General features: G+C 57.9%; 16 protein-coding genes. 4 read left to right on the top strand and 12 right to left on the bottom strand.

Annotation, left to right across the window (positions count from 1 at the left end; all coding sequences use genetic code 11):
• Positions 1 to 542: 542 nt before the first annotated feature.
• From BLU64_RS08250 to yjiA, 3 genes are read left to right on the top strand one after another with little or no spacing between them, the layout of a single operon-like run.
• The gene (locus tag BLU64_RS08250; protein WP_036153281.1) at positions 543 to 2,696 is read left to right on the top strand and encodes a carbon starvation CstA family protein; all 2,154 of its coding nucleotides are present in this window, start codon (positions 543 to 545) and stop codon (positions 2,694 to 2,696) included.
• A gap of 52 nt (positions 2,697 to 2,748) precedes the next feature.
• Positions 2,749 to 2,952, top strand: coding sequence for a YbdD/YjiX family protein (locus tag BLU64_RS08255; protein WP_026743502.1), 204 nt, complete (start codon positions 2,749 to 2,751; stop codon positions 2,950 to 2,952).
• A 17-nt stretch (positions 2,953 to 2,969) separates the two neighbouring features.
• The gene (gene yjiA, locus BLU64_RS08260) at positions 2,970 to 3,932 is read left to right on the top strand and encodes a GTPase (RefSeq protein ID WP_026743501.1); all 963 of its coding nucleotides are present in this window, start codon (positions 2,970 to 2,972) and stop codon (positions 3,930 to 3,932) included.
• Positions 3,933 to 3,961: 29 nt separating this feature from the next.
• On the opposite strand, the gene btsR is transcribed toward yjiA, so the two are convergent.
• The 6 genes from btsR to cmoM all read right to left on the bottom strand — a co-directional run bounded on the left by btsR (position 3,962) and on the right by cmoM (position 14,053).
• Positions 3,962 to 4,681, bottom strand: coding sequence for a two-component system response regulator BtsR (gene btsR, locus BLU64_RS08265; protein ID WP_074728375.1), 720 nt, complete (start codon positions 4,679 to 4,681; stop codon positions 3,962 to 3,964).
• Entirely contained in the window at positions 4,675 to 6,363 is a 1,689-nt protein-coding gene (locus tag BLU64_RS08270; RefSeq protein WP_026743499.1) for a sensor histidine kinase, read from the bottom strand. The genes btsR and BLU64_RS08270 overlap by 7 nt, the downstream gene beginning before the upstream one ends.
• Positions 6,364 to 6,809: 446 nt before the next feature.
• Entirely contained in the window at positions 6,810 to 11,252 is a 4,443-nt protein-coding gene (mukB, locus tag BLU64_RS08275; protein ID WP_074728377.1) for a chromosome partition protein MukB, read from the bottom strand.
• Positions 11,249 to 11,968, bottom strand: coding sequence for a chromosome partition protein MukE (gene mukE, locus BLU64_RS08280; protein ID WP_026743497.1), 720 nt, complete (start codon positions 11,966 to 11,968; stop codon positions 11,249 to 11,251). The genes mukB and mukE overlap by 4 nt, the downstream gene beginning before the upstream one ends.
• Positions 11,949 to 13,271: a chromosome partition protein MukF gene (gene mukF, locus BLU64_RS08285; RefSeq protein ID WP_026743496.1), complete on the bottom strand. Its 1,323-nt coding sequence runs from the start codon at positions 13,269 to 13,271 to the stop codon at positions 11,949 to 11,951. The genes mukE and mukF overlap by 20 nt, the downstream gene beginning before the upstream one ends.
• Complete coding sequence (gene cmoM / locus BLU64_RS08290) at positions 13,268 to 14,053, bottom strand: tRNA uridine 5-oxyacetic acid(34) methyltransferase CmoM (protein ID WP_074728379.1); 786 nt, start codon at positions 14,051 to 14,053, stop codon at positions 13,268 to 13,270. The genes mukF and cmoM overlap by 4 nt, the downstream gene beginning before the upstream one ends.
• Before the next feature lie 153 nt (positions 14,054 to 14,206).
• Here cmoM and elyC point away from each other — a divergent pair, with 153 nt between their 5' ends.
• Positions 14,207 to 14,983, top strand: coding sequence for an envelope biogenesis factor ElyC (gene elyC / locus BLU64_RS08295; RefSeq protein ID WP_026743494.1), 777 nt, complete (start codon positions 14,207 to 14,209; stop codon positions 14,981 to 14,983).
• Here the strand turns inward: elyC and BLU64_RS08300 are convergent.
• The 6 genes from BLU64_RS08300 to msbA form a co-directional block, all read right to left on the bottom strand.
• On the bottom strand, positions 14,980 to 15,873 hold the full coding sequence (locus tag BLU64_RS08300) for a YcbJ family phosphotransferase (protein WP_026743493.1): 894 nt from the start codon (positions 15,871 to 15,873) through the stop codon (positions 14,980 to 14,982). The two genes, elyC and BLU64_RS08300, sit on opposite strands and share 4 nt — an antisense overlap.
• 156 nt (positions 15,874 to 16,029) lie before the next feature.
• The gene (pelN, locus tag BLU64_RS08305; protein WP_051625561.1) at positions 16,030 to 17,343 is read right to left on the bottom strand and encodes a pectate lyase PelN; all 1,314 of its coding nucleotides are present in this window, start codon (positions 17,341 to 17,343) and stop codon (positions 16,030 to 16,032) included.
• Between the two features lie 268 nt (positions 17,344 to 17,611).
• The gene (gene kdsB / locus BLU64_RS08310) at positions 17,612 to 18,364 is read right to left on the bottom strand and encodes a 3-deoxy-manno-octulosonate cytidylyltransferase (protein ID WP_026743491.1); all 753 of its coding nucleotides are present in this window, start codon (positions 18,362 to 18,364) and stop codon (positions 17,612 to 17,614) included.
• Entirely contained in the window at positions 18,361 to 18,543 is a 183-nt protein-coding gene (locus BLU64_RS08315; RefSeq protein WP_026740410.1) for a Trm112 family protein, read from the bottom strand. The genes kdsB and BLU64_RS08315 overlap by 4 nt, the downstream gene beginning before the upstream one ends.
• 48 nt (positions 18,544 to 18,591) lie before the next feature.
• On the bottom strand, positions 18,592 to 19,602 hold the full coding sequence (gene lpxK / locus BLU64_RS08320) for a tetraacyldisaccharide 4'-kinase (RefSeq protein ID WP_026743489.1): 1,011 nt from the start codon (positions 19,600 to 19,602) through the stop codon (positions 18,592 to 18,594).
• On the bottom strand, positions 19,599 to 21,347 hold the full coding sequence (gene msbA / locus BLU64_RS08325; RefSeq protein WP_026743488.1) for a lipid A ABC transporter ATP-binding protein/permease MsbA: 1,749 nt from the start codon (positions 21,345 to 21,347) through the stop codon (positions 19,599 to 19,601). Before msbA ends, lpxK begins: the two co-directional genes overlap by 4 nt.
• Positions 21,348 to 22,270: the final 923 nt, after the last annotated feature.

The following is a 22,270-nucleotide window of genomic DNA, read 5'->3' on the forward strand; positions in this document are numbered from 1 at the left end:
AGAAAGCCTGAACTCACGTTCGGGCTTTTTTGTATGCAGAAATCCCCTTGAGGGAGGGTGAGAACCCTCGTCAGGGTTCGACAAAACGGCAGCGCCGTTTTGCATGGCCGCAGGGGGTTGCCGCCAACCGGCGCTGCGCGACCGGCCGATACAGCGGGTACGCGAAGCACTGACCGAATTGACGAATGTCTTCGACTGGTCCTGAAGGACGATAAATTGATATCGGTAACACTTTTGATATTTTGTCGCGGGATATGGGCCGCATCCCACCTCCTGGCCCCCCTGTTTTACTGTGTTAAATGAGATTACCGTCACACAATTCACCGGGTGATAGCCTAGTGAATACCACTGGCGCGCGCCCGTGACCGCTTACGGGGGCTATCCCGCCGCTCACGCAATTATCCCACCGACCGACCGCAAAATTCGCCACGATGGCCGCCAGTATCAACACTGGTTTTATTTCAAACTCCTAAAACCCATACAGCCTTAGTAAAGCGGCCCGTTTTTCTGCTTTACTGGTTCGTCAGACAAGCAGGTTTTGTATGAAAAACAATAATGCGTTCCTCAAACATATTCCCTGGGTGGTTATCGGCATCATCGGCGCCTTTTGCCTCGCTGTCGTCGCGCTGCGCCGGGGAGAAAACGTCAGCGCGCTATGGATTGTCGTCGCGTCCGTCTCCGTCTATCTGGTGGCGTATCGCTATTACAGCCTGTACATCGCCCAGAAAGTCATGAAATTGGACCCGTCGCGCGCGACGCCCGCCGTCATCAACAATGACGGTCTCAACTACGTGCCCACCAATCGCTACGTGCTGTTTGGACATCACTTCGCGGCTATCGCGGGCGCAGGACCGTTAGTAGGACCGGTTCTGGCGGCGCAGATGGGCTACCTTCCCGGCACGCTTTGGTTGCTGGCCGGCGTCGTGCTGGCCGGTGCCGTGCAAGATTTCATGGTGCTGTTTATCTCCTCTCGCCGCAACGGCGCGTCGTTGGGTGAGATGATTAAGGAAGAGATGGGCCGCGTGCCGGGCACCATCGCCCTGTTCGGCTGTTTCCTGATCATGATCATCATCCTGGCGGTGCTGGCGTTGATCGTGGTAAAAGCGCTGGCGGAAAGTCCGTGGGGCGTCTTCACCGTGTGCTCGACGGTGCCGATCGCCTTGTTCATGGGCATCTACATGCGCTTCCTTCGGCCGGGCCGGGTGGGCGAGGTTTCCGTCATCGGCATTGTGCTGCTGGTCGCGTCCATTTGGTTCGGCGGCATCATTGCTCATGACCCGTTCTGGGGTCCGGCGCTCACCTTCAAAGACACCACTATCACCTTCACGCTGATCGGTTACGCGTTCGTCTCCGCACTCCTGCCGGTATGGTTGATTCTGGCCCCGCGCGACTATCTGGCGACGTTCCTGAAAATTGGCGTCATCATCGGTCTGGCGGTCGGTATCGTGATCCTGAACCCTGATCTGAAAATGCCCGCCATCACCCAATACGTCGACGGCACCGGCCCGCTGTGGAAAGGCGCGTTGTTCCCCTTCCTGTTTATCACCATCGCCTGCGGCGCGGTCTCCGGCTTCCATGCGCTGATCGCTTCCGGCACCACGCCGAAGCTGCTGGCCTGCGAAACGGATGCGCGTTTCATCGGCTACGGCGCCATGCTGATGGAGTCCTTCGTCGCCATCATGGCGCTAGTGGCCGCTTCCATCATTGAACCGGGTCTTTACTTCGCAATGAATACCCCGCCCTCGGGGCTGGGGATCGTGATGCCGAACCTGCACCAACTGGGGACGGAAAACGCGCCGCTGGTCTTGTCGCAGCTGAAAGAGGTCACCACGCAGGCGGCGGCGACCGTCAGCAGTTGGGGCTTCGTGATTTCACCTGAACAAATTCTACAGACCGCCAAAGACATCGGCGAACCCTCCGTACTGAACCGCGCAGGCGGCGCGCCGACGCTGGCCGTAGGGATCGCGCTGGTGTTCCACCAGATCATTCCTGCCGCGGATATGGGCTTTTGGTATCATTTCGGCATTCTGTTTGAGGCGCTGTTTATTCTGACCGCGTTGGATGCCGGCACGCGCTCCGGCCGCTTCATGCTGCAAGACCTGCTGGGCAACTTCATCCCTTTCCTGAAGAAAACCGACTCGCTGCCGGCCGGCATCGTCGGCACGGCCGGTTGCGTCGGTCTGTGGGGCTACCTGCTGTATCAGGGCGTGGTCGACCCGCTGGGCGGGGTGAAAAGCCTGTGGCCGCTGTTCGGCATTTCCAACCAGATGCTGGCTGCGGTCGCGCTGGTGCTCGCCGCCGTCGTCCTGGTGAAAATGAAGCGCACGCAATACATTTGGGTACCGCTGGTGCCCGCCACCTGGCTGCTGATATGCACCACCTGGGCGCTGGGTATGAAACTGTTCAGCACCAACCCGCAGATGGAAGGTTTCCTGTTCATGGCGCGGGAGTATAAGGCACGGATTCTGGCAGGCGGCGAACTGACCGCGCAGGAGGTCGCGAATATGAACCACATCGTGATCAACAACTACACCAATGCCGGTCTGAGTATTCTCTTCCTGGTGGTGGTCTACAGTATTATCTTCTACGGTATTCGCACCTGGCTGAATGCGAGAAAAACGGATCAGCGGACGGACAAGGAAACGCCGTACGTTCCCGTCCCTGAAGGCGGCGTCAAAACCTCATCCGGGCATTGATGATGCTCAGCACAGCCCCGCTTTAGCGGGGCTGAACCCTTAGGAAAACACGATGTTTGATCAACTCGGCAAGGCGTCAAAGTATCTCGGACAGGCTGCCCGAATGCTGATTGGGATCCCTGACTATGAAACCTATGTCACGCATATGCAGACCAACCATCCTGACAGCCCGATAATGACCTACGAAGCCTTTTTCCGTGAGCGCCAACAGGCGCGCTACGGCGGCGACGGCAAAGGCGGCATGCGCTGCTGCTGACCCAGAGGAGAATCATGATGACCCCCATTCCCGTCACAGTCTTAACCGGTTTCCTCGGCGCGGGTAAAACCACCCTGCTGCGCCATATCCTCAATGCTCCCCACGGCTTAAGCATCGCCGTGATTGAAAACGAGTTTGGCGATGTCGCCTTTGATGACCAGCTCATCGGCGACCGCGCTACGCAAATCAAAACGCTGACCAACGGCTGCATCTGTTGTACGCGCTCCAACGAACTGGAAGATGCGCTGCTCGATCTGCTCGATGGTCGGGACAAGGGCGACATTGCTTTCGACAGGCTGATGATCGAGTGCACCGGCATGGCCGACCCAGGCCCGATCCTTCAAACTTTTTTCTCGCATGACATACTGTGTGAGCGCTATTTGCTGGACGGCGTCATCACGCTGGTGGACGCGGTGCACGCCGATGAACAGCTGGATCGCTTTCCGCTGGCGCAATCGCAGGTCGGCTATGCCGACCGACTGCTGTTGACCAAAACCGACCTGGCGGACGACCATACGGCGCTGACCGAGCGCCTTGGCCGAATCAACGCCCGCGCGCCGATCTACCCGGTCACGCAGGGTGTTATCGATCTGTCGCACCTGTTCAACACCCGCGGTTTTCTGCTCGACGAGCGTGTGGTCGCCGCCAAGCCGGTTTACCGTTTTGCCCCTGGCAAACCGGATGACATCGCCTCCATCGTCGTGACGCTAGACTACCCGGTCGCGCTGGACGCAGTGTCTAAGGTCATGGAGGGCTTGCTGGTCGGTTTTACCGATAACCTGCTGCGCTACAAAGGCATGCTGTGGATTAAGGATCAGCCTCGCTGCCTGCTGTTTCAGGGCGTACAACGCCTGTACAACGCCGATTGGGATCGCGAATGGCTGCCCGAGGAGACGCGACGCAGCACGCTAATTTTTATCGGCGTGCAACTGCCGGAACAGAATATCCGCCAGGCCTTCGAGGCCCTGCGACCGCAATGACCCGCTTCACACGGGCGATGTTGCGCGGCTCACAGCCCCAGCGTTTCCTTCAGGTTTTTCAGATAGCGGCGACTGACCGGCACGGTTTGACCGTCGCGCAGCAGCAGCTCCGCCTGCCCGTTGTCCTCCAGACGGATTTCACTCAGATGGGCCATATTGACCAGATATTGACGGTGACAGCGCAGCAGCGGCGTGCGGTTTTCCAGCGTCCGCAGCGTCAGGTCGGTGAACCCCTCCCGACCATCGTGGCTGGCCACATAGACCCCGCTCATGCGGCTGCTGACGTAGGCCACGTCTTCCATTTGCAGCAGATAGATGCGGCCGCGGCCGTTGCAGGGAATAAATTTTAGCGGCGGCTGTGGGTCGGAAAGCACGGAAATATCTTGCTCCTGTCGATCCTGCCGCAAACGCGTCAGGGTTTTCTGCAACCGCGGGGATTCAATGGGTTTGAGCAGATAATCAAACGCATGTTCTTCGAACGCCTTGACCGCATATTCATCAAATGCGGTCAGAAACACCGTGTATGGCCGGTATTGATTTTCCAGCATCCCCACCATCTCCAGACCGCTGATGCGCGGCATTTGAATGTCGAGGAACATGACGTCGGGGCGCAGGGCATGAACGGCGCCGATAGCTTCCACCGCGTTGGCGCACTCGCCGACAATCTCAATATCACGTTCATCTTGCAATAGCACACGCAGGTTTTCCCTCGCCAGCGGTTCATCGTCAATGATCAACACTCTCAACATAGACGCTCCTCCCAAGGCAGCCGCAGGATGATGCGGGTAAACCCGTCCGGTTCGCAGTCGACGGACAGGCCGTAATTGTCGCCAAAACGCGCTCGCAGACGCTTGTCCACCAGACTCATGCCCAGTCCGGTACTGCTCTGGCCGGGCTGATAAAGACCGGCATTATCTTCTATCGCCAGAATCAGATATCCCCCTTCCTGGCTGGCCTGAATCGTGATTTGGCCCACGCCCAGCAGCTGTGAAGTCCCGTGCTTGATGGCATTTTCCACAAGGGGTTGCAGCGTAAACGCGGGCAGCTTCTGCATCGACAGCTCATCCGGGACTTTCAACTGGACGTTCAGCCGCGACTGAAATCGCGCCTTTTCAATTTGCAAATAGGCGTTAACGTGATCCAGCTCGTCGGCCAGCGTGACGATCTCCGTCGAGCGCTTGAGATTTTTGCGAAAGAAGGTCGACAGAAACTGCACCAGCTGACCGGCTTTATCGCTGTCGTGGCGGATGACGGCCATCAGGGTATTGAGCGCGTTAAACAGAAAATGCGGATTCACCTGCGCATGCAGCAGTTTGATCTCTGACTGGGCCAACAGCACCTTCTGGTCTTCATACTTGCCGGCAAGAATTTGCGCCGACAGCAACTGCGCGATCCCCTCGCCTAACGTCCGATTGATCGAGCTGAACAGGCGATGTTTGGCTTCATAGAGCTTAATCGTCCCGATGACGCACTGGTTCTCGCCGCGCAATGGAATCACCAGCGTTGAGCCTAGTTTGCACTGAGGATGGAGCGAGCAGCGGTACGGCGTTTCGTTGCCGTCCGCGTACACGACCTCGCCGGTTTCCAGCGCGCGCCAGGTATAGTCGGACGAGATGGGCTTGCCCGGCAAATGGTGGTCGTCGCCGATGCCGGTAAACGCCAGCAGTTTCTCTCGGTCGGTAATCGCCACCGCGCCGATATCCAGCTCCTGAAACAGCACCTGCGCCACCCTGGTGCTGTTCTCTTCGTTGAAGCCCTGCCGCAATATTCCCTCAGTCGAGGCCGCCACCCGCAACGCCGTGGCGGAGAATGCCGAGGTGTATTTTTCAAACATCGCGCGCTTGTCCAGCAGGATACGCATAAACATCGCCGCGCCGACGGTGTTGGTCACCATCATAGGCGCAGCGATGTTTTGAACCAGCTGCAACGCTTCCTGAAACGGGCGGGCAAGCAGCAGGATGATCGCCATCTGCGTCAGCTCGGCGACCAGCGTTATCGCCCCCGCCGTGAAGGGGCTAAACAGGCTGTCGCTGCGTCCGCGGCGGATCAACACGCTATGCACCAATCCGCCCAGCAGTCCTTCGGTAATGGTGGAAATCATACAACTGAACGCCGTCATCCCGCCCATGGCGTAACGATGCAGACCACCGGTCAGGCCGACCAGTCCGCCGACCACCGGCCCGCCCAGCAAGCCGCCCATCACGGCGCCAATAGCGCGCGTGTTGGCGATCGAATCGTCGATATGCAGACCCAGATAGGTTCCCATAATGCAGAACATGGAGAAGGTGACGTAACACAGCAGCTTGTGCGGTAACCGCACCGTGATTTGAATCAGGGGAATAAACAGACGAGTTTTACTCATCAACCAGGCGATGACTAAAAACACACACATTTGCTGCAACAGCAGTAACACCAAATTAAATGCGTACATACCCGGAAGCCGCCAGTTTTCTGTGCAATGACATTAGCGTGTTTCGTTTAGGGTTTCTTTGAATCGTGGCATAAAACTGACAAAAAATGCTCATCCCCCGGCGCGAGCGTCATCCATTTTACAGGCCCGATGGAATGTACGGCATAACAAGCCGTGCGGCATGATTTCCTGATTTTGCTTTGAAGCCGTTATCACTGTGACCGGGAAGGAGCAAGAACAGGTGACGTTGTCACTTACTCCTTTTGGACAGATAATGATCTGGCATCAGCCGGGGTCAGGAAAACCGTAAAGACGGCCGCCAGGGATAACGGACGTTGGGAGCCGCGAAGGCGCAGAAGACGTTTGGGTCTAAATGGAAATAGAGCCGCAGCAACACGAATCAAAGGAAAAGGAAGATGACAGGCGATCCCCGCCGCTGCGGAGACCGCCTCTATGTATGCGCGGCGCTACGACGTCAGCGTCGCCACACTCTCTTCGGTTTCGCTGGCAAAGCCGCGCAAACCCACCACATGCACGTGTTCGTGGTTCTGGTAGACCTTACGGACCAGCTTGTAGGTGGTGCCTTTCTCTGGACTGATGTTCTCCGGCGCGGCGATGATCAGCTGCATTTCCAGCCGTTCACACAGCTCGAATAGCGTGGCGATGGACTTGGCATCCAGACGCGCCGCTTCATCAAGGAACAGCAGACGACAAGGCGAAATATCCTTTCCGCGCAGCCGCTTAGACTCTTCTTCCCAGCTCTGCACCACCATGACCAGAATGGACATCCCGGTACCGATGGCTTCCCCGGTCGACAGCGCCCCGCTCTCCGCACGCAGCCAGCCGTCGGTGCCGCGATTGACTTCCACTTCCATCTCCAGATAGTTGCGGTAGTCCAGTAGTTCCTCACCGATGGTCTGCGGCGCGCGCTGACCCATATCGATTTCCGGATTGAGGCGCTGATAGAGTTTCGCCAGCGCTTCCGAGAAGGTCAGGCGGTTGCTGCTGAACAGATCCTGATGCATCTCCTGCTGTTCCGACAGCACATTTAGCAGCGTGGTATGCGTTTCCCGTACGTTCACGTTCAAGCGGACGCTGTTGACCTGACCGAACGCCACCGCCTGTAGCCCCTGGTTCAGCATGCGAATACGGTTCTGCTCGCGCTGAATGGTTTTGCGGATGATGTTGGCGACGCTGCGGGAACTGATCGCCAGCGTTTTCTCGCGCGACGTCAGCTCTTCCGTCAGACGGTTAAGCTCGATCTCCATCTGCTCGATGGCTTCCACCGGGTCATCGGTACGAATGATGTCCTGACGGATGCGCTCGCGCAGATGCTGATAGACCGCGATGTAGAACTGGATTTTGCGTTCTGGCCGTTTGGGATCTTCGGACAGGCGCAGCACATCGCGCAGATGTTCGTTGTCCGCCACCGCCTGACGCAGCGCGCCCAGCGCCTTATCCGACATGGAACGAAGTTCGTCCGCACTCATGTAGGCCAGTTCGCGGCGATGCAGCCGGCGCTCCATGCCGTTATCGCGCACCAGACGCATAACGGTGCACCAGCCCGACTTAGCGGTGACGACCTGTTCACGCATCACATGGTAGTCGCGCTCCAGCTTGCGCAGTTTCTTCTGCAATGCGTCCATTTCAGCTTCACAGAAGGTCAGCTGTTTCTCCAATTGGTTGCGACGCGCGCGGTTGTTGCTTAACGCGGCGTGCAGTTCATCGCGACGCTGACGGGCGCGGGCTTCAGACTCGGCATCCGCACGCACGCCGATCTCCGTGAGTTCCTGCGTCAACTCTTTCAGCATGTCGCGCTTGGCGTCATAGGCGCTTTTCAGCGACGCCTGTAGCTGGCTGTACTGCGTCAGCTGAGCCTGATGCTGGCGCAGCTGTTCACGGGCGCGAGTCCGCTCGGTTTCGGCCTGCTCCAGCCGCTGACGCAGCTTGTCGTTGAGATCGTCGTCGGCCTTCAGCATGCTCGCGGAATCGGTATAGCTGAAGTGCGCGCGGCGCTGTACCACTTCGGTCAGCGCGAAAGCCTGCTGTTTGGCCAGACGCTGCGCGCTCTGCGCCTGCGCGTAATCCGCCTGCAACTGTTCGTGCTGCTGCGGGTCGTTCTGCAAGACGCTGACCAGCGGCTCCAGCTGCGCCAACGTCGCGCCGTGTTGCTGAATGAAACGCGCGGCGTCCTCCGCCTCGTCAAGCTCCTCGCGGATTTCGTCCACGCGATCGGCCAACGCGTCGTCACACAACAGGCTGATACGCGGGATCAGGCGGTTCAGCAGCGCCGTATTCTCTTTCGCCTGCTCATACTGTTGGCGCTGCTGCTGATTTTCATTATCGAAATTGCTGATGGCCCGCTCCAGCTCGCCGCGACGGCTGTTGAGCTGGCGGATCTCCTCTTCCGGGTCGTCATCGAACGCCACGGCCAGATGCGCGCCGATAAAGCGGCTGAACGCCTGATGCAGGCGCTGCGTTTTCTGGACGTCGAACGACAGCGTGGCGTACTGCTCGGAGAGGGCGTCGCGTTCGCTGCGCAAGCTTTCCAGACGCTGTTCGCGCGCGGCGCGGCCAAACAGCGGCACGGACGGGAAGCGCGAATAACGCCACTGACGGTCGGCGATCTTCACAACGACCGCTTTCTCAAGCTCTTCCACTTCGAACACGCTGTCATCGAACGACTGCGGATCGCCCTCGATCAGGTAGAGATCTTCCGGGCAATCTTCTAGGCCGGAGAGCTGTTCGCGCACCAGCGACAGGTCCGCCACCACAATCGCGTGACGAGACGGTCCGTAGAGCGCGGAGAAGTACGGCGCGTCGTCCAGCGTGACATCGTCGTAGATCTCCGACAACAGTACCCCGCCAAAACGCTCCGCCAGCGCGTTCAAGCGCTGATCTTCCGACCCGCCCGGCTGACTAAGCCGTTCGATCTGCGCCTCGACTTCGCGCTTGCGGGCCGCCACTTCGTCGCGCTCCACGGTGGTTTCGCGCTCGCGCTCCAGCAACTGCTGCATGCATTCCGTGACCTGACGACTGTCCTCAAAGTTCTCCCCGCTCTGTTCACTGAGCTGGGACAGCGTTTCCTGCGCCGCCAGCCATACCGGCGCGCGGGCCGTCAACTGCTGGATACGCTGCTGGATTTGATCCAGCTCCTGACGCAACGCCATACGACGTTCGCCGGCTTCCGCCACCCGTCCGGCCAGTTCTTCAATCTGGGCGTCTAACGCCTGCTGCACGCCCTCTAGCTCTTCCGGCTGGAACTCCTGACCGTTGCGCTTGGCGTAGTCCTGCAGCAGACGTTCGGCATCCTGCTGCTCGCGCAGACGTTGTTCCAGTTCGGACAACCGCATACGCAGCGGCTGCACGCGTTCCGCCTGATAACGCTGGGAGGCGCTGTCCCGCAAGACATCTTTCGCCACCTGCCAGGCCTCGCCGCGGCTGACCGCGCCTGCGACGCGGGTCACCAGCTGATAGGCCTGTTCGTATTGGCTGTGCGCCGCATCCGCCACGCTCAATTTCTGTTCCAGCATCAGCAGCAGTTCGGTGGCTTCCTGTTCGCGGGCGTGGAACGTGTCCAGCCAGTAATCGGCGTTTTCCGGCGTGAGATCCGGCTGCTGACAGAGCGCGCGGGCGCGCTCCAGCGCCTGCTGCGCCTGTTGGTACTGAATGGCGCGCGTTTGCTGCGCGTCCAGCGCCTGCTGGTAGTCCGCCAGCTGGCTTTTCAGCTCGTCGACTTCCTGCTCCGCCGCGTCGGCGCGCTCCTGATTTTCTTCCTGCTGATCGTGCGCTTCCGCCACGATTTCGTTCTGTTCTTCCAGCTTGTCACTCAGCTCTTCCAGATCGCCGCTGTAGCGCTCAATTTTTTCCTGCTGGCGCATCGCCGTCTGCACCAGACTCAAATGGTCGCTGGCAGACTGATAGTCAGTTTCGAGATCGCTTTCCGCGCCACTGTGCTCTTGAAGCTCGCGCGACATTTCCACATGGCGGTACTGCTCGGTCGCCAGCTGCTTGCGGCTGCCGAACAGGTCACGGCGCAGCGTCAGCGCATCGTCCAGATGAATACGTCGCTCATTGGCATGCCGCATGTAGTCCGCCGCCACGTAGGAGGTGGCTTCGGAAATCAGGTGCTTGAACAAATCGCGGTCAGACTGGGTGACGCGGATCGCTTCAAGCGTCATGCGGTTTTCACGTAGCGCGGCTTCCATATCCTGAAACGCCTTACGCACGCCGCTGTTTTCCGGCAGCAGGTAGTCGCGCAGCGAGCGGGTGATGGCGCTGGAAATACCGCCGTACAGCGACGCTTCGATCAGGCGATAGAATTTGCTGCGGTCGGATGCAGAGCGCAGCCGTCGCGGCACGATCCCCAAGTCGAACATCAGCGAGTGGTAGTCGGTGATGGAGTTGAACTGCTTGAACTGCACACCGTCGATCTCTTCGAGACGCTCTTTCAGCTCCGGCAAGGGCAGCACGCGCGCCTGACGTTCGCCCACGGTCTGGGTCAGGATTTCTGTCGGGGCGACGGAGATCGGCAGCCCCTGAATGGTGAAGGGTTTGATGTCCACCTTGCGATCGCGACCGGCGACCTGCTGCAGGCGCACGCCCACCAGCACGCGCTGGTGACGGGAGTTCACCACGTCGAGAATGGAATAGCAGACCCCGGCGCGCAGCTTGCCATGCAAACCTTTATCGCGAGAACCGGAGGTCGCCCCGGCCTCGGTGGTGTTACGAAAGTGCAGCAGGGTCAGGTCGGGGATCAGCGCGGTGACGAAGGCCGCCATCGTGGTGGACTTCCCGGCGCCGTTACCGCCCGACAGCGTGGTGACCAGTTCATCCAGGTCGAAGGTACGGGCGAAGAAACCGTTCCAGTTAACCAGCGTCAGTGAGCGAAATTTACCGCGTTCAATCATTCCTGTTCATCCTCAACACTCTGGTTATCACCGCTTGACTCTCCGTCGTCGCTGTCTTCGAGCGACAGGCTGCTTTCCACCGGTATGGCTTCGCCATCGCGGATCATGCGCAGCTGCGCTTCACGCGGGTCGTCGCCGCTGCGCACATCGGCGCCGAAGCGGAACACCGCCTCGGTAATGCGGAATTTGCTGTTGTCGCTGCCCATGAAGTAAATCATGCCCAGTCGACGCAGACGGTTCAGCGAGGTGCGCACTTTTTCCTGCAGTTTCTGGCGGTCCAGATCCGAACCGGTGGAACGCTGATTGACCAGCTTCAGCAACTTGTTTTCATCCGCCAGGCTCATCAGCTCGTCGTAGAGATCCTGCTGGCTGAAGATACCCTCATGCGCGAGACGTTCAGGGCTGAGATAGAGATAGCAGAGGATTTTTCCCACCATCATATCCAGCTCTGACAGGACGGAGCGCGGGATCAGCGTCGTCGAACGCGGACGCAGGTAGAAAAAGCCCTCCGGCGCGCGAATCAGTTCTACGTTATAGCGGCTGTAGAAGAACTCCAGCTCCTCCTGAAAATCCATCAGCAGGGCGTGGTTTTCCAGCTCTTCGACGCCAATATGGCGACCAGCGCGCAGTTGGCTGTCCAACGCCGGAAACTGCGCGTTGGACAGCGCGGCCATCAGTTTGGCCGTGATAATAGGTTCAATATTTGTCGATGACATGGGCCTGTACCTTGGCTCCGTAATCATTGATTGCCTGCCATTGCGCGGGCAATCCGGTAAAATCGGCTTCGGCTACGCCCAGACGCACGGCCTGGTCGACCACAATTCTGGCAACGTCAAATTGCCGGGAACGAGGATACTGCGCCAGATAGTCGCGCATTACCTCACTCAGAGACAGCGGAATACGCTGCTGCTTGTATTTTTCCAACGCTTGCTCCACCAAAGCGGCAACCTGCTCACGCATCTCGCTGAACTCTTCATATTCCAGCTCCGGCGGTAATTCCCCGGTAACTTCATCGCTACGCAGCGCCAGCTCCTCGTCACGCATATCCAACAGTCGGTCGGCGTTGGCGTAGGTTAATGCCCACGGCTGGTCGAAATAGGACTGCACCGATTGGCGCAACCGTTGAGAAAAGACGCGGTTTTTATCCATATCGATGGCGGTACGAATGAATTTATGGACGTGGCGGTCATAGCCGATCCACAGGTCGATGGTCTGCTGTCCCCAGCTGATAATGCGATCCAGTTTGCCCTGTAGATCGAACACCAGATTATCTACAAAGCCCAACGTGTCGTTGCCGAGCGTCGCGTCCTGGATGCGCAACAGATTGGCCTGCAGCTTATCGCCGGCGGCCTCCAACGTGTCCTGCAGTTCGCGCAAGGTGTCGGAGGTTTCGGTCAGCAACTGTTCGCAGTTGCTGATGGCCGCACGCCAGTCCTGCGTCAGCAGCCCGGCGATATTCTCTTTCACCCCCTGCTGCTGTTCGTCCATGATGCGCTGGGTCAGATCGATACTGTCGAAGATTTCCGCCACCGAATATTTCAGCGGCGCGAAGACATTGCGGTGCCAATGAAATTCGTCTCCGCCCTCTTCCGCCGCTTCCGCGGCGCGCCCCAGTTCCTGGGCGACGATGGAAAGCTGCATGGAGAGACGCAGCGCGGAGAACTCACGCTGACGAATGTAGTAGTCTGTAATGCCGATGCCGAGCGGCGTCAGTCGGTAAATGGCATTGCCGTCCGCCAGCTCGCTGGTGAACCGATTCAATAGACGCTGTCGCACCAGGTCGTTAATCGCGTTGTTGGCGCGTTGGGCAACGGTTTCGTGAGTTTGTTCGAATCCCTGGCTAACGTGGCGGAACGCGTCCACCAACTCGCCTTCACTCATCTCGCCGTCCATACGTTCGCCGTTGAGCGTGGCAATCGCCAGCAAAAACGCCAGCCTTTCCGTCGGCAACGAAATCGAAAAATCGTTTTTTCTAGCCCAGGCGACCAGTTCGGGTACGGTCTGGGAAAAATCACTCATAATGCATCCTTTAAAAGGGGCTTATGCGCCATAACGTGGATGTAACGCCCCAGGCTGACGAAAGGTTCCTGCCGGCAATAGCGCTGCTCGAGCGCCAGCAGAGTGTCAAACTCGTCAATCTGTTTTTGCTTGTCCCGCAAATAATCGTGAAATACCCGTATTCCGGTTTTGCCGCTGATCGTCAGATCCAATGCGGAGAGCCAACCGTAGACCTCATCTGGATTCAGCGGATGGTCGGGGGATAGCGAACGCCGTTTGCGTTTCGGCATACCGACTTCGACATAGCCGAAGTTGCCCAGTACCATGTTGCGCATCAAAAAGGCGTGATGGTTATAAAACATCAACGATAACGCTCCGCCCGGCGCCAGACAGTCCGTCAGCGTGCTCAATACCGGCTGGGGGTCAGCCACCCATTCCAACACCGCGTGAAACAATACCAGATCGGCGGGCCGATCCATATATGAGGCGATATCCTGTGCTGCGCAGTGAACGACGCGCAGACGATCCGTGAGGTCTTGCGCCTCGGCGGCAGCCTGCGCCCGCCGAATCATCTCATCGGACACGTCGCACAACAATACCTGGTGTCCTAAAGCGGCTAGACGGCAGGCCATATGACCTTCGCCACCACCGGCATCCACAATGAACAATGGCCGTTGCGGAAGACGGGCCAGCAAGTTTTCCAGATCCTGCCACAGCACGGCCTGACGCAATTTCCCTTTGGTGGTGCCGTAGATATTCCGGGCAAATTTTTCAGCGATATCGTTAAAGTTACGATCCTGCATTCCACGGGTTCCACGCAATTGATGACGGCGAATCCACAATGCGCCGACTCACTCCTATTCTGACATTTTGGCACAGGCTGGCATAGAATGAATCGCCTGAGACCACGTTCTCTACCTGGATGGCGCTTTTTCACTCAATCTGGATGCTATTTTATGCTGTTTGACCTTAAAAAGTATGTTGGCAGCCTGCTACAGCCGCTGCCGCTTTTGCTGTTATTGATGGGCATCGCGCTTCTGCTGCTGTGGTTCACTCATCGCCAGAAGACCGGGCGCGTCGTCCTGACCGTGAGCTGGCTGATGCTGACCCTACTCAGCCTGCAGCCGGTGGCGGATCGGCTGTTGCTCCCGCTGGAGTCCATCTATCCCACCTGGCATCCCGGCCAACAGCGGGTCGGCTTTATCGTCGTTCTCGGCGGCGGCTATACCTTCAATCCCGAATGGGCGCCCAGTTCAAATCTGGTCGGCAATAGCCTGGCGCGCGTGACCGAGGGGATTCGTCTGTACCATGCCAATCCAGGCGCCAAATTGATCTTCACCGGCGCGGCGGCAAAAGGCAATCCGGTCACCAGCGCCAGCACGGCCGCGCGAGTGGCGGAGAGCCTGGGCGTACCGGCGGAAGATATCCTGCAGGTAGGCACGGCGCGAGATACCTCGGAGGAAGCGGCCGGTACGGCGCGATGGGTGGGGCAACAACCTTTCCTGCTGGTGACCTCCGCCAACCATCTGCCGCGCGCCATGCGCTTTTTCGAGGGCCAGGGGCTGCACCCCATCCCCGCTCCAGCCAATCAATTGGCGATCACCTCGCCATTGAATCCGTGGGAAAAGCTGTTCCCGTCAGCGCTGTATCTCTCGCACAGCGAGCGGGCGTGGTATGAAACGTTGGGTGGCCTGTGGCAGAAGATAAGAGGGACGCAGGCGACGACGGACTAGTTCAACCAGGGCAGCAGCTCGCGCGAAGCCCGGTCGAACACCTCCCGATCTAACCGGCCGGTATGAATATAGCGCGACACGGCTGCCCACACGACGTAAAGCCAGCGCCGGGAAACGAACGTTTCAGACACCGGCGCACGACGCAGATAATGGTACAGCAGTTGTTCAGCCATCCCCTCGTCGCACAGCCGGAACAGTTCGTATTCACGCGGCGCCCACAACATCATGCCCGGATTGATCATCGCCAGCAGCTGGTCGCTGCGGCTATCCTTCAACATGCTGCGCAATGACAGGTTGCCGTGTACCAGCACGCAAGGATCGTTAAAGTCCTGGAACAGCGCAGGCAGCGCCTGGCGGGAGCGGAACAATAACGCGCGATCTTCCTGCGTCAGCATCGGCGTCTGCACCAGCATCAGCGTCGACCACAGTACCTCCAGCCGCTGGGCGTACCACCTGGGCCAGCTGTTTTCCTGAATACTGTCGACTGACCCAACGCAGCCGTGGCTATCAATACGATGCCAGGCCAGCACGCTATCCACGATTTGGTCCATGAGCGATGTCCAACGCTGTGGCGTTCGGGTCGGCGTTTCGACCGGTACGCCGCGCAGCCGCTCCAGAAGCAACAGCTCTTTATGCGACGGATGCTGACTCATGACCATCCCGTAGACGGTAGGCACCCGCACCTCCCCCTCACGCGCCAACATAGACAGTTTATAGGCCTCCTGCTGAGCAACGCCCTGACAAACATAGCTTTTGACCAGCAGCGGAATCGCGTGACCTTCCTTGTCATACATGGCGTACAGATGTGCATAAGGTTGTTCACTAATTCGTTCGAGGCGGCTAAGAGGTTCCCCTAATACCGCACTCAACTCGGCTTTAAGCAATTCCATAAACATGAGACCTTGACTGGGGGGAGACTTGTCGATCGTATCATGCCGCTAAGGGGGGCATTTTTCCTCAATATAGATCAAACAAAGCCAAATCAGCCCATGATGGGCGCAGAGCCTATAGAATAGCAAAAGGTTCTGCGCAAGGTGAGGCAGGGGTTATTGACGTTCGAAAGCACCGAGGTCCGGCGCGGCGCCTTTGTAAGGCAGATTGAGATTACCACCCTTGTCGATGAGCCAACTACCGGCGGACAAATGCAGGCTTTTCAGGTCAGGCAGACTGCCGTCAGATTTCCGTTTTGCATCCCAACCGGTTACGGCCACGCTCTCAAACTCCGCATCGGATAGCACTTTTGACTGATTCCATGAGTTATAACGCATATCCGCGCCCTGTGAGTGCGACAAGGCCAGACCGCCATACGAGATGCTGTTGCGAACCACACCCAACCCAACCTCGGCACCGCTGGCGTTGATGCCCAGCAGGTTGAAGTTAGGTTTGTTTTTGTAGCCGGTATTGTTGAAGAAGTTATTGGCTACCGGGTGATGGTTAGCATAAAAACCCGCGCTTTTGTTCATGAACGCAACGCTCTGACGCACGGTGTGCTTGGGCGCGTTAGCGACGTAGCGTGCGCCGTATCCGCCAATTTTAAAACCGTTGCCGTTGCCCGCGGCCAGCGACGTGGTAGTGCCGGGCAGATAGCCGTGCAGCCACGCCCAGGAGTTTTCAACCAAGACAGACGAGTAGGCATTGATAAAGTCGAAACCGTCATCCGAATTCGACCATGCCCGACAGCCGCGCAGAAGGTTTCCCGGTTGATTGGCGGCGACATGTACGCCGAAGCCGTCACCGCTCTGCCCTGCCCCGTTTGACGTCAGCGGGTCGTAGTTATGGTGTGAATCGCAGTTGATCACCTTATTATTGGCGCCGTTCTGCAAAAACAGTCCGGTTCCCATGATGTGATGGATATTCAACTGCTCGAACGTGTTATTGCTGCCCTTGATCCACACGCCCCAGGATTCATGATTAAGGTTGTTATTCTGCGGGACGCCGACAACCTCCAGTCCCTTCAGTGAGACCCAGTTCGCCGCCACGTTGAAACCTTTGATACGGCAGTCATCTTTCATTTTGCTGAAGTCGAACACCGGCGTTTCGCCTGAGTAGGCCCAATACTGAATCGGTTTGTTCGCCGTCCCGCTTTTATTCAGCGTCACCGCGTTGACGACATCGGTACGACTCGCGCACTGGTTAACCCCCGCGGTAAAACTGTATTTACCACCGCGTATCCATAGCCGGTCGCCGGGCATGAGGGTTTGCTGCGCCCGCCCAAACGTTTTCCAGGGCGCGGTAAGGGTGCCGCTGCCGTTGTCGTTGCCGGTCGGCGACAAGTAAAAGGTGGCGGCCGTCGTCGGCGCAACCGCGCCTGCCAGCAGGCTCAGCGCCAGCGCTGAGCGAATGGTGTTACTCATTTCCATGTATCACTCCTTCCTTGGGGGTCTTAAATGACTCTTTTGAGGTTCCCCGACACGCGCAGCGCGGTGTCGTGACATCCTCAGGCAATCTTGAACGCATCGTTCACCGCCTTGCTCAGTCAGACGGCGCTTCCCTCTGATAACGTTCGATACCGGACCTATTCGGCTCGGTCCTGAATCCGTGATGCAGGGCTTTTGTCCCGGATGTCAGTAAAGACAGGCGGCTATCATATCCGCCTGTGTTCGTAACAAAACGATGATGCGGGAACGATCAGCTGCCTGCCATCGCCAAACGCACGCGCTCCAGATCTTCCGGCGTATCAACGCCGACGCTCGGAATCGCTTTCGCCACGTCAACGTGGATTTTTTCGCCGTACCACAGCACGCGCAGCTGCTCCAGCAGTTCGATTTTTTCCAGTTCGCTCGGCGCCCAGCTGACGTAACGGCGCACAAACCCAGCCCGGTAGGCATAGATGCCGATGTGACGAAGGAAGTGATCGCCGACGTTCTCATTCGCCTGGCCGAAACGCTCACGGTCCCACGGGATCGGCGCGCGGGAAAAGTACAGCGCATACCCTTCCGCATCTCTCACCACTTTTACCGCGTTAGGGTTAAACACGTCTTCGCTGCCGACAATCGGCACAGCTAACGTCGCCATCCCTGCCCGGCTTCCCGCCAGGTTTTCGGCGACCTGACGTACGATGACCGGGGGGATCATCGGTTCGTCGCCCTGAATGTTCACGATGATCTCGTCATCCGGCAGGCGGTAGCGCTCAATCACTTCCGCCAACCGCTCCGTCCCCGAGTTGTGATCGGGGCTGGTCAGGCAGACGTCTCCGCCCGCCTGACGGATGACCTGCTCAACGTCAGGATGGTCGGTGGCGACGATCACACGCTCTGCGCCCGACTCCTGCGCCCGTTCCATCACGTGTATCACCATCGGTTTGCCGTTGATGTCGGCCAGCGGCTTGCCCGGTAAACGGCTGGAGGCAAAGCGTGCCGGGATAATTACGGTAAACGTCATTTTGCGGTCTCGTCGGCAGTCAGATGGCGGGCCTCGTGATCCAGCAGGACGGGGATGCCGTCACGCACGGGATAGGCCAGGCCTTCTATCTTGCAGATCAGTTCCTGTTTTTCTTTATCAAAGACCAGCCGACCGTTACAGACCGGGCAAGCCACTATTTCAAGTAAACGATGATCCATCGTGCTTCCTCCATCAAGAAGCTCTTTGTCAATAAGAGGCAACGCGCCTTAACGGGCGTTCGGGTTGCCCTGTCGATACTGCGCAATCAGCTGTTCGAGCCGTGATAATACGGCTTCGGCGGGCGCGGCGGATAGCTCGGCGGTCACCGGCAGATACCACCAGTTTTCCTGTGCGAAAGCGCGGCACTTCACCGCGTCTTTTTCGGTCATGATCAGCGGCTGATGTTCGCCGCCGGGTAACGACGCAAGTTGAGCAGGTGAATAGGACTGGTGATCGGCGAACGCAACCTCATGCTGCACGGTCGCGCCCATCTGTTTCAGTGTGGCAAAGAATCGCGGCGGATGCCCGATCCCCGCCATCGCCACCAGCGGCGGCAGCTCGGCGACCGGGCGTCGTTCGCCAGTCGCCAGATTAACGGCATCGTCTGCGGACAGCTGCATCGCGATCTCGCCGGCCTCAGCATCGCCGCCATTAACGATAATCGCATTAACGGACGCCAGCCGGGACGCCCGCTCGCGCATCGGTCCAGCGGGCAGCCACCAGCCGTTGCCGAAACGGCGAACGCCATCGATGACCACCACTTCGTAGTCCCGCGCCAACGCATAGTGTTGCAGCCCATCGTCGGTGATCACAATATCGAGCGGAGAGTCGGCCAACAGCGCCTCTACGGCCTCGCGGCGTTTGGGTGCGACGGCAACGGGCGCGCCGGTACGTTGAAAAATCAGGACGGGTTCGTCGCCCGCCTGTGTGGTGGTGACGTCGGATGAAATCAGCAGAGGATAGCGTTCCGCCTTCCCGCCATAACCGCGAGAAACCACGCCGACACGGTAACCTCGTTGTTGTAGCTGTTCCACCAGCCAAATGACGACCGGCGTTTTACCATTGCCTCCCGCGGTCAGGTTCCCCACCACCGCGACCGGCAAGGGCGCACGCCAGGCATGACGCCACCCCCAGCGATAGCTCTGGCGGATGATCCCGCTCACCAGCCCATAGACCAGCGATAGCGGGACCAGCAGCCAGTAGAGCGGCGTACGTCCTGACCAGATGCGGTCAATCATGAGCCAAACTGCATCTTGTGCAACTGCGCGTAAGCGCCATCACGGAGAATTAGGTCGTGATGATTACCGCGTTCAATAATACGGCCGTCTTCCACCACCAGAATCTCGTCGGCATTTTCAATCGTCGAGAGACGGTGAGCAATAACCAGCGCGGTACGATCTTTTTGCAATTCGTCCAGCGCCGACTGAATGGCGCGTTCTGATTCGGTATCCAGCGCCGAGGTGGCCTCGTCCAGAATCAGAATCGGACAGTCGCGCAGCAGCGCGCGCGCTATCGCGATACGCTGACGTTGTCCGCCGGACAACAGCACGCCGTTTTCGCCAATCACGGTATCCAACCCGTTATCCATCTTGCTGATAAAGTCCATCGCATGCGCCATCGTCGCCGCGCGTTCGATATCCTCGCGGCTGAACGATTTGTCGTAGGCATACGCGATATTGTTCGCGATGGTGTCGTTGAACAGGTGCACATTCTGGGACACCAACGCGACCTGATTACGCAGTGACGACAGCGTGTAGTCGCGCAGGTCATGACCGTCCAGAATAATCTCCCCCGACTGGATATCATAAAAACGCGTAATCAGATTGGCGATAGTGGACTTACCGGAGCCGGAACGTCCTACCAGCGCCACGGTTTTACCCGGCGGCACGTGCAGGCTGATATCGTTCAAGGCCAGCGTCTCTTTGCCCGGATAGGCGAAATCGACATGACGGAACTCCAGGTCGCCTTTGGCGCGCTCAATGACGCGTTTGCCTTTATCCGTTTCCTGTTCCATATCCAGAATGGTGAACAGTGTCTGGCACGCGGCCATACCGCGCTGGAACTGCGCGTTTACATTGGTCAGAGATTTCAATGGACGCATCAGGGTGAACATTGCGGAGAAGACGACCGTGATGGTCCCGGCGGTCAGCGTTTCCATCACGGAAGGGAAGCTGGCGGCATACAGCACAAAAGCCAGCGCCAGCGAGGCAATAAACTGTACGACTGGATCGGAAATGGAGGAGGCAGACACCATCTTCATGTTCTGCTGGCGCATGCGGTTGCTCACCGAATCAAAGCGCTCCGCTTCCACTTTCTGACCGCCGAAAATCAGGACTTCTTTATGTCCTTTGAGCATTTGCTCTGCGCTGGTGGTCACCTGCCCCATTGTGTTTTGCATGTTTTTACTGATGTTACGGAAGCGTTTGGACACCAGACGAATGCTGTAGGAGACGATGGGCGCGATCACAATCAGGATCAGCGACAGCTGCCAGCTGTACCAAAACATCAGGATGAACAGGCCGATGATGGAAGCGCCCTCACGAATGACGGTCACCAGCGCGTCCGATGAAGAAGCCGCTACCTGTTCGGTGTCGTAGGTAATTCGCGACAGCAGCGTCCCGGTGGACTGCTGGTCGAAGAATGAAACCGGCATGCCCATGATGTGGCTAAATAACCGGCGACGCATGTTCATCACGACCTTGCCGGAGACCCACGCCACACAATAGCTGGAGATGTAGCTTGAGATCCCGCGCATCACCATCAGCCCGATAATGGCCAACGGCATCCACACCAGCACGTTGCGGTCAGCCTTGCCGAATCCGTCATCCAACAAAGGCTTGAGCAGCGACAACATCAGCGTATCGCTGGCGGCATTCATCACCAGCGCGACGCCTGCGACAAACAACCCCGTTTTGAACGGCGTGATCATCGGCCATAGGCGACGGAATGTCTGCCACGTGGAAAGATCTTGATCATTAATCATGCAATAAACCTGAGCCTATAGAAATAGCCGCCTATATTACCCATTCATGGCCCCGTGAGAAAGACCAAAGGGGAATCAGAGCGATATGCGGAAATGGTACCGCGGATGCATTCGCACTATGGCGCAACGTGTCTTTACGCTGCTTCGACAATACCCCTCCTGGGCTTGAGGGCTTTCGTAATGCATAGACGCGCCCCGCGACGCCCTTTCCGCACAGCCTCAAGAAACCGCTAATGTTGTCTCCCGCTAAACGCTACAGGGCGAAAACATGAGATTTACAAGGCTAATTTTAATGACGTCATCACGAGTCATAAATTGATGACGCCCTTAAATTAAGCACGATGTCGCCTTTATTTTTGCCGCAATAATATTTGGGAGAAAATATGTTATCCAGACGGCGTTTTTTATTTTTTCAGCCGGAAAGATGGTTAAGGGGGGTCATTTATTGAAAAAATCTGCATTCGGAAAAATAAAGACACGACTTAACGTCGTATCGAATGGACATTACGGACAGGAAAATACCGCCGACCATGACAACTTCACTTATCTGGCGAAGGAATTAAATACATTTAATGCTGAAAACCGGCCGAGTTTCTTGTGCTCAGTGGAGACTCAATCCATAACGAACCGCGTTTCCTGGTCCGGCCAGAGCGCATCTCGACCGCCTGGACGAGCCTTACTTCGCTAATTTAGCGCCTCGCGCATGGCTGCTTTCTTCACCAACCTGGTGGCCGAAAGGGATTATGATGAAACGTTCTCGCATCGGGTCGATTAATCCCTTTGCCGCTCGGCCGGTCAGACCTCTCAGCTCCCCGTCAATAACATTGCCGCAGCCCAGCGTAATCCAGCGTTATCAACCACAATGCATTCTTCCCGGTTCGCTTAGCCCCCCCGACAATGCGGATGCGTCTTTGATAGCCGGA

This window comes from Lonsdalea quercina (assembly GCF_900107885.1).
Taxonomy (GTDB): Bacteria; Pseudomonadota; Gammaproteobacteria; order Enterobacterales; family Enterobacteriaceae; genus Lonsdalea; species Lonsdalea quercina.